A 309-nucleotide genomic window follows, 5' to 3' on the forward strand; every position below is an offset into this window, starting at 1 on the left:
ATCTTCATCGAGCCGGGTGAAAGACACATAAGGCTTCTTACCATTGATTCGCGTCTCGACATCCAGACGTGTGCTTTTGAGCGCCGCGTGCTCTACGGCCAGGCGGAAAGGATCGAACTTGGAAGCGAAAATAGACTGCCGGTTCTGAAGGTTCGAGATAACAGAAACTGGCAGTTCAACCTTGGGTAGTAGAATCTGTCTTTGACGCAAGTCATCCACGATGCGCTGCCGGTTGTTGTAGGCAAGATCCAACAGCCCCTTCATCGCAGTGCGGGTAGGCTCAGGGATATTCGCTAGTTGTGACTCGAC

General features: G+C 52.1%; 1 protein-coding gene. It reads right to left on the reverse strand.

Translation table 11 applies throughout. The annotated features are described in order from the left end of the window. On the reverse strand, nucleotides 1-309 hold a 309-nt coding region (locus SB717_RS34770), incomplete at both ends, for a hypothetical protein (RefSeq protein WP_410907424.1).

It is taken from the genome of Priestia sp. SIMBA_032 (genome assembly GCF_046535215.1).
In the GTDB taxonomy this organism is placed as follows: Bacteria; Bacillota; Bacilli; order Bacillales; family Bacillaceae_H; genus Priestia; species Priestia aryabhattai.